Source organism: Trichocoleus sp. DQ-U1 (assembly GCF_039961925.1).
Lineage (GTDB): Bacteria > Cyanobacteriota > Cyanobacteriia > Cyanobacteriales > FACHB-T130 > FACHB-T130.
Genome location: NZ_JAMPKB010000067.1, coordinates 22239 through 31132, shown reverse-complemented (window position 1 = coordinate 31132; position 8894 = coordinate 22239). Strand labels below are relative to the sequence as shown.

At 45.4% G+C, this 8894-nt stretch carries 5 protein-coding genes; all 5 read left to right on the top strand.

Annotated elements, in window-relative coordinates; all coding sequences use genetic code 11:
• Window positions 1–597: 597 nt before the first annotated feature.
• The 5 genes from NDI34_RS21890 to NDI34_RS21870 all read left to right on the top strand — a co-directional run bounded on the left by NDI34_RS21890 (window position 598) and on the right by NDI34_RS21870 (window position 8849).
• Entirely contained in the window at window positions 598–2220 is a 1623-nt protein-coding gene (locus NDI34_RS21890) for a pentapeptide repeat-containing protein (RefSeq protein ID WP_348233818.1), read from the top strand.
• A gap of 153 nt (window positions 2221–2373) precedes the next feature.
• Window positions 2374–2988: a Uma2 family endonuclease gene (locus NDI34_RS21885; RefSeq protein ID WP_348233817.1), complete on the top strand. Its 615-nt coding sequence runs from the start codon at window positions 2374–2376 to the stop codon at window positions 2986–2988.
• 359 nt (window positions 2989–3347) lie between these two features.
• Complete coding sequence (locus NDI34_RS21880; protein ID WP_348233816.1) at window positions 3348–4130, top strand: Crp/Fnr family transcriptional regulator; 783 nt, start codon at window positions 3348–3350, stop codon at window positions 4128–4130.
• 161 nt (window positions 4131–4291) lie between these two features.
• Window positions 4292–4690: a hypothetical protein gene (locus NDI34_RS21875; RefSeq protein ID WP_190412279.1), complete on the top strand. Its 399-nt coding sequence runs from the start codon at window positions 4292–4294 to the stop codon at window positions 4688–4690.
• Window positions 4691–4778: 88 nt separating this feature from the next.
• Window positions 4779–8849, top strand: coding sequence for an amino acid adenylation domain-containing protein (locus NDI34_RS21870; protein ID WP_348233815.1), 4071 nt, complete (start codon window positions 4779–4781; stop codon window positions 8847–8849).
• The last annotated feature ends 45 nt before the right edge of the window (window positions 8850–8894 follow it).

Below are 8894 nucleotides of genomic sequence, written 5' to 3'. Positions count from 1 at the left end.
CATCTACGTTTAAAGGCGCTTGGTTTGAGTTGTTTGAGTTGTTCGTAGGTCATACTGGCTTTCCCCCTTAACCTACTTTTACTCACACTCTCGCTATTCACGCAAGAAGTCTAATCATACTGGTGCAAGTGGTGGAGTTACGCGATCGCCTATCGAGCGATCGAGCGCAATGGACAACCAAGCTTAGATATCTGGCAAGAAGAACTATCGCTCGGCAGTATTCTGCTAACTCTACCCCTGTGGTTGCGCGGTGAAATTTGCTTGCCAGTTGACTTGGCGGCAACTTATGAGCGCACCTGTCGAGAGCAACGGATTACTGTGAGCAGTGCTTGAATTGGTCAAGATAGAGGGGCAATGAGTGCAGGCGAGCGTTCCTTTGCTTAAGCCTGCTGACAACTCAGCCTATCTCCTAGGAGCGTAATGCAATTAGGGTAAATTTGCCTTTGCAGAGGGTTTTGAGACACTTGCGCGAAGCTATCGCCTTATGGCAAATCCCACAACTCTAGGACTTACGCATTGACAAAGCGAACAAGATACCGAGCGATTAAGCAATTGTAAAGAAATATTTAGGTATGGGGAAATTCACTTCGCGTATTTGTGGGAAATATTGCCATATCACAAAAGGAGTTATCTATGAATTACAACATGCAGAGGATTGAGGAGTTACTACAAAGTTTCGCCAGAGTCTACAACGGATCAGAACGACTCAAACGCGAGTACGACTTATTAGAGCAATCAAAACAGCTAAACATGGTAGTTGATGACTACCGCCGTTTGTACGAAATTTATTGTCAACAGCAAAGCGAAAATTTTACACCAGTTGATGTAGACTCACAAAAATGGGTAGAGGCATTGAAATATAGTTTTACCAAGATTGAAGAAGATTCTAATGAATTTATTAAGGACTGTAAGATAACCCAAAACGCTATAAAATTGGGAATCTTGCCAGATACATATCGTAATTTGTATGAATCATACTTAATTTATTACTATCAAAAATTTAATGAGGATAATCAGACAAACCCGAATCAATTTAAGTTGCCTGATTTAGAAACTATCAAGGATTTCTTATCTAAAAAACACCAAAAATTTCCTAAAAATTGGGCTGCTTTTTTAGGGCTTAAGCTATTGCAAGGAAGTGTACTGATAAGTGTTTTACTAAGTGGAATAAACTATGTACGGGAAGCTCCAAAACGGCAAAAACAGGCGCACTATCAAGCTTGGCAGATAGTTAATTCTGCTCGAGATCAGCAAACTAGTGGAGGCAGAATTAAGGCGCTTGAGGATTTGAATAACGATAAAGTCAGTTTAGAAGGTTTGAATGCTAGACAAGCTAATTTAGACGGAATCAATCTGAAGGGAGCTATCCTCAAAAGAGTCGTTCTCGAACAAGCCCTGCTCCAAAAAGCCAACCTTGAGAAAGCTAATCTCCAAGAAGCTAACCTCCGGGAAGCTAACCTCCAGGAAGCCGAGCTTCCGAAAGCCAACCTTGAGGGAGCCACGCTTGAGGGAGCCATTCTCTTTAAGACTGACTTGTCTGGAGCAAAACTTGAGACAGCTTTCCTCCAGGATGCCACGCTTGAGGAAGCCCGTCTCCAGGATGCTGACCTCGAAAGAGCTAACCTTCGGAAAGCGAATCTCCAGGGAGCCAACCTCCAGGGAGCGAATCTCCAGGGAGCCATCCTTCGGGAAGCAAATCTCCAGGGAGCCAACCTCCAGGGAGCCGACCTCCGGAAAGCTAGAAAGCTAACCCCAGAGCAAGTCAAAGCTGCCAAGAATTGGGATAAAGCCAAATATGACCCAGAGTTCTTCAAGCAGCTAAACTCACTAGTGAAACCACAACCAGATACGAGCAGCGATACAACTTATCTGCTAGATGCAAAGAATGCAAAAGGAATAAGAATATCCATCCCAAAAGGCAAAAATGTTGTGATAACCGCATCAGGTCGTGTCCATACAAATCCAAAAGGACATGTCTCTAAATGCGATGTTTGGACTGGACCAGAAGGTATAAAAAACTGCGATTATGATGAAGATCCTAAGCTACAAGGTAGCTCATTTATGGCGCTAATTGGTCAATTTAATGATGGACCATACTTTAAGATTGGAAAAAAGCATGAGCTTTCAGGTAACACTCGTGGAATCCTTGTATTAAAGGTGAATGATTGGGGATATTCCGATAATTCGGGGAGCTTCACAATAACTGTAACTATGAAGTAAACGGACTAGTAGGGTATGCATTTAGGGAAGCTGAAACTCGACAGCTAGCTACCGAGGAGCGATATATCCTTTCGATGCCCCTCTCTCAATCAGCCCCCGCAGCACCAATACCCTAAAATCAGAACAACATTGATTTTGGGAAAGCCGTAAACCATGACTCAAGCCTTACCCAAACCCATCACCTTTGCAAAATTTCTAGAGTGGAAACCAGAAGCGGGACGCTACGAACTGCATGACGGGACAATTATTGAAATGCAGCCAACAGGGGAACATGAGGAAGTCAAAGGTTTTTTAGCAACAAAACTGACTGTGGAGTTTAAGCGATTAAATCTTCCCTACTTCATACTCAAGCAAGCGCTAGTCAAGCCTCTAGAGAAAGAATCAGGTTATTTACCAGACGTACTAATACTAAATCGGGTTAATCTAGCGGTGGAACCGTTATGGAAAAAATCTTCAACTGTTACTCAAGGTGCATCAATTCCTTTAGTAATTGAAGTAGTCAGTACCAATTGGCGGGATGATTACCTGCTCAAAGTTGCGGATTATGAAGAAATTGGTGTTCCGGAATACTGGATTGTTGATTACCTGGGGTTAGGCGGTAGGCGATTTATTGGCAACCCCAAGCAACCTACTATTTCGGTTTACTCAATGGTTGAGGGTGAGTACCAAGTGAGTCAGTTTAGGGGTGCTGACCGCATTGAATCGCCAACGTTTCCGGAGTTAAATTTGACTGCTGAACAGATTTTTAGAATTGGGGCAACTGAATGAAGTCGCATCTATACAAACAAAGTCTGAATGCTGCACGGACTAAAATATGATATATATTTATTGAAAATTATCCATCTTTTACCTTTCAAAATCTTTATAAATCTTTGTTTTGTCTTTTTAAGCCGGATTGCAATCATTGCCAATAAAATCTCCTTAATCCATCGGGTTTATTAGTACGAAACCGTACTGAATGTCGATGCCGTTTAGAACTATCCTGAATGAAGATTGGGAATTAGGCTAATCAACTATTGCACATTGCTGGTTGCTCTTCTTTCACTAAATGGATTAGAGAACTTTCCGGTCTCTGCGCTTTCAGAGCCTAATTAACCCGAACTCAAGTTATCGTTACGGACTTTTTTTTGTACAGATGCTGCAATGAGAGTCCTGCAAGAGGTCTAATTACTTATATAAGACTTCTAACACTTTTCCAGATGACTACTGAAAACCGACTGCTTAGCGTCCTACCCCGTGAGGTATACGAGAAGCTTGCTCCCAACTTGAAGCGAGTCTCGCTGGAACAGGGCAAGATACTCCACCATCCTGGTGAAACTATCGAGGATCTCTATTTCCCCATCGATTGCCTGATCTCGATTACCATCACCATGACTGACGGCTCCACGGTTGAGGCGGGTCTAGTCGGCAACCGTGAAGTGGTCGGCGTCAATGCCTTCATGGGCGGAAGGGAGACCACGCAGACTGAATACATCGTACAAATGGCGGGCAGTGCGATCAAGGTGGATGCAGGGGTGCTGCTGGAGGAGTTTGATCGCAATAAGGGGCTGCGTGACGTACTGCTGCGCTACACACAAGCCCTGATTGCCCAGATATCGCAAACCACTGGCTGCAACAGCCTCCATGTTCTCGATCAACGCTTAGCACGCTGGCTGCTCGAAGCCCAAGACCGCATTGATTCGGATGACCTTAAGCTTACCCAGGAGTTCCTCGGTCACATGCTGGGCGTGCGCCGCGCTGGTGTCACCCAAGCCGCCCAAAAGCTTCAGGAGAGGGATCTCATTCGGTACAACCGGGGTCGCGTCCAGATCCTGGATCAGGCGGGGCTGGAAGCGACTGCGTGCGAGTGTTTCCAGGTTCTCAGAGAGGAATACGATCGCTTGCTGGGAGCCAAGGACAGAGATGGCTGATCAAAGGGTTCTCACCTTCACTCGTGCGGCAGAAAGTGAAGCACTTTCGTTGCTCCTCATCCAATCGCGTACAGGTTGCGTAGAGATTAAGTCAGGCTGGAAGAGGGTCTCCTCTCCTCAGTCTGCAAGTAACGGTCTAAAGAGGAGCAAAAGGACAACAAATGAACCAGAAAAAAGATAGGCTACCGACAATTCTGATATTTGAACTAGATGACGATACACGCCCGCTCCTGAAATATAACCTTTCCATCTGGGGCTACCACGTGATTGAGGCGCTACAGGAAGAAGACGCGATCGCCCTGGCGCGTGGTGTGCGCGATCGCCCTAGTCTGATTTTGATTAACCAGTTCGATATGCCGATAGACGAGGTTATTAACCTGGGACGGCGTATATGTCAGGGAGCGGAACTGCTCAACACTACGCCAATTGTCGTCATGGCTGAGCGCTACGGTTCAGATATGGAAGGTAAGGACGTTAAGATAAGCGAAAGCGAGTACGTGACCTACCTGGAAGATGGGGAACAGTTGATGAATCTTCTGTACCGTCTTTGCGCGGTATAGACGCAGCCTAATCAGCCTCCGTGAAGACCAGAAAGCGGGGAAATGGGCAACATAATCGAACAACTATGCCCAGTGGTACAATCTGCGGATGACTCAGAATTTTACCGACAACGACCTCACGGTTGATGAGAAAGCACTCAACACTGAGCAAGAAGTAACTGAGCAAGAAGCGGAGGTTTTTGTCTTTCCGGCATCTTTTGCCCAGCAGCGGCTGTGGTTTCTCGACCAGCTATTCCCTGGCAATACCTTTTACAATGTAGCGACTGCACTTCGCCTGACGGGTTCGCTCAACGCTTGGGCGCTGGAGGAGACGTTCAACGAAATCGTGCGTCGCCATGAAGCTTTGCGTACCACTTTTAGGATGCTCGATGGGCAACCTGTTCAAGTCATTGCTCCCAGCTTAACCATACCTTTGCCCCTTATAGATTTGCGGCATCTATCTGCAACCGAACGGGAAGCGGAAACTCGACGACTAGCCACTGAGGAGCGATCGCGTCCTTTTGATTTATCTCAAGACTCGTTACTGCGAGTGATGCTGCTACAGCTAGATTCCTCAGAACACGTACTTTTGCTGAATCTGCATCACATTGTCTCCGATGGCTGGTCGATTGGAGTGCTAATTCGGGAACTCGGAACGCTGTATACCGCTTTTGGTAATAACGAGCGATCGCCCTTGCCAGAACTCCCCATCCAATATGCAGACTTTGCTGACTGGCAACACGAATGGCTACAGGGTGAGGTTCTGGAGACTCAGTTAGCCTACTGGAAGCAGCAGCTGGACAATATCCCCTCACTAAACTTGCCCACTGACAAACCTCGCCCAGCTACTCCAACCTACCGAGGCGCGACGCAATTTCTAGAGTTACCGAAAAGCCTGAGTGAGGAACTAGAGGTACTTACGCAACGCCAAGGGGTGACTCTGTTCATGACCCTTTTAGCGGCATTTCAAACCTTACTTTACCGCTACACACAGCAATCAGATATTGTAGTCGGTTCGCCCATTGCCAACCGCAACCGCCGCGAAATAGAAGGATTAATTGGTTTTTTTGTTAATAGTCTGGTGCTGCGTACCAACTTATCAGGTAATCCAACATTTCTGGAATTGCTGAGCAGAGTCCGGGAGGTGGCGCTAGGCGCTTATGCCCATCAAGACTTACCCTTTGAGAAGCTAGTAGAAGAACTGCATCCAGAGCGTAACCTGAGCCAGCATCCATTATTTCAGGTTGCATTCAGCCTGCAAAATACACCCATCGAGGCGCTAGAGTTACCTGGGTTAACACTTTCGCATCTAGATTTTGACAACCCCAGCGCTAAGTTTGACCTAGAGTTTCACCTGTGGGAATCGCCGGAAGCTATCAAAGGACAGGTAATTTACAGCACCGATTTATTTGATGATGCTACCATTACCCGGATGTTGGGGCATTTTCAAACGCTGCTGGAAGGTATCGTCGCAAATCCAGAGCAAAGCCTTTGCGAGTTGCCTTTATTAACAGCAGCCGAACAGCAACAGTTATTAATTGATTGGAATAATACCAGAAGAGATTACCCGCAAAACCAGTGTTTTCATCAGTTGTTTGAGGCACAAGTAGAGCAGACTCCGGATGCGATCGCGCTAAACGCACGCTTCGCGAACGCGCTCATCTTTGAAAATCAGCAATTAACCTACCGCGAACTCAACATCAGAGCCAATCAACTTGCACACCACCTGCAACAATTGGGGGTAGTTCCAGACGTTCTAGTTGGCATCTGTATAGACCGTTCCCTAGAGATGATTGTGGGACTGTTAGGCATCCTTAAAGCGGGAGGAGCATACCTGCCTTTAGATCCGACCTATCCGCAAGAACGTCTTAACTTCATGCTAGAGGACGCTCAGGTATCCATCTTGCTAACTCATTCCCATCTATCCTCCCTGTTGAAGACCTGTTGGGGGGATTGCCAAGACAGTTTGTCTGTCGTTTGTTTGGATACGGACTTGGATGCGATCGCTCACCATCCCCAACACAACCCAAGCAGCAACGTAACATCTGAAAATCTAGCTTATGTCATCTACACCTCTGGTTCAACTGGAAAACCAAAAGGCGTTTTAGTGCAGCACAGAGGGCTATCTAACTTAGCAGAAGCTCAGCTCGAAGTTTTCAAGGTACAGCCAAGCGATCGCATCCTGCAATTTGCATCCTTGAGTTTTGATGCCTCAATCTTCGAGATTGTCATGGCATTGCGATCGGGAGCAACTCTCTATTTAGCCAAAAAAGAATCTCTTCTACCTGGACAACCCTTAATCAAGTTATTGCGCGATAATGCGATTACTCACGCCACCCTCCCTCCTGCTGTACTCGCAGTATTAACAGAAGAACTTCCCGCGCTAAAAACTATCATTTGTGCAGGCGAATCTTGTTCGCAGAATATTGTAAAGCGCTGGGCTGTTGATCGTAAGTTTTTTAATGCTTATGGGCCAACAGAAGCAACTGTTTGGGCGACGATTGCAGAAATTAGCAACGACAGTCACAAACCCTCCATTGGTCGCCCAATTTCTAATACTCAAATTTATATATTAGATGCCCATTTACAGCCGTTACCCATCGGAATTACTGGCGAATTGTACATCAGCGGTGATGGACTGGCGCAGGGATATCTCAATCGCCCCGATTTAACTGCTGAACGGTTTATTCCTAATCCTTTTAACTCTTATAGAGACAAAAACTCTCGTATCTCTACAATTTATAAAACTGGCGATTTAGCTGGTTATCAACCAGACGGCAAAATTGAGTTTTTAGGTCGCCTTGATGACCAGGTGAAAATTCGCGGCTTCCGCATTGAACTGGGAGAGATTGAGGCAGTGCTGACTCAGCATCCAGCAGTCAGAGAAACGGTAGTAATTACTACAGAGAAAGTTTCTGGTGATAAGCGTTTAGTCGCTTATATCGTACCAGCCCAAAACTTTACCCCTACAATCATTGAACTCCGTGATTTTCTAAAGAAGAAGTTGCCAGAGTATATGGTTCCTTCAGCTTTTGTCGTGCTAGAATCTCTGCCTTTAACACCTAATGGTAAATTCGATCGTCATAACTTACCAGAACACGATAATTCGACTAACCCATCCTTAGATAAAGCTTACATTGAGCCTCGTAATCCTACTGAATCAACCCTTGCAAAAATTTGGGCAGAAGTTCTTAACATCAAGCGTGTAAGTATTCACGATAACTTCTTCGATTTAGGGGGAAATTCGCTGCTGAGTATAACCCTCATGGAGCAGATAAAAAAGCAATTTGAACGCGAATTACCGCTATCTACTCTCTTCTTAAATCCAACTATTGAAGGTCTAGCCAGCACGCTATCTCCAGAAACAGATTCTCCATTTTGGTCGCCCTTGGTTGCCATTCAGCCTAAAGGTTCAAATCCACCTTTCTTCTGCGTTCATCCCATTTTAGGAGTAATCTTTCCTTATTATGAAGTCGCATATCATTTGGGGACAGAACAACCATTTTATGGGCTACAACCTCTGGGTATGGACGGAGAACAATCCCCATTAACTCGTATTGAGGATATAGCGGCTTATTATATTGATGCCTTACGTGCAGTGCAGCCGAATGGCCCTTATTTTTTAGGAGGTTGGTCTTTTGGAGGCTTGGTTGCTTTTGAGATGGCTCAACAATTGCAAAAAACTGGGCATAAAGTAGCTCTACTGGCTGTGATAGATACTTCCGCACCAATTTCTAAAAACAAACCTTCCTTCGGGGACGGTTTAAAGTTTCTGATGAACACAGTAGCGCGACATATATGGCCTTATTTTATGGATTATTTTTATCTTATAGCCGCTACCGACAAGCCCCAAAGCAAGCTAATCTCTAAAGAATCTAAAAAACGAATATTAAAAGAATTAAGAAGTAAATCGATACTTAGGGTTTTTCAAGCGAATAGTCAAGCAGCGCTTAGCTATGTGCCGCAAGTCTATCCTAGCAAAATTACTCTTTTGAAAAATAGTGAACAAAATATCGCTGCGAATCAAGATCCAAGTATGGGTTGGGGCGAGCTAGCTGGAGGAGGAGTGGAAATTTATAACATTCCTGGCAATCACCTAACCATGCTCAAGAAACCCCATGTCCAGGTTCTCACCGAACAGTTAAGAACCTGTATTGAGAATGCACAGGTCGGAAGATAAGAGCGATCGCTACATCACACAGTACAGCGATCGCTCTTCCCGTGG

Bases quoted from the DNA above. Each gene is read 5' to 3' on its own strand.
- NDI34_RS21885 (WP_348233817.1), top strand. From the start codon at position 2,374: ATGACTCAAGCCTTACCCAAACCCATCACCTTTGCAAAATTTCTAGAG.
- NDI34_RS21875 (WP_190412279.1), top strand. From the start codon at position 4,292: ATGAACCAGAAAAAAGATAGGCTACCGACAATTCTGATATTTGAACTA.
- NDI34_RS21870 (WP_348233815.1), top strand. From the start codon at position 4,779: ATGACTCAGAATTTTACCGACAACGACCTCACGGTTGATGAGAAAGCA.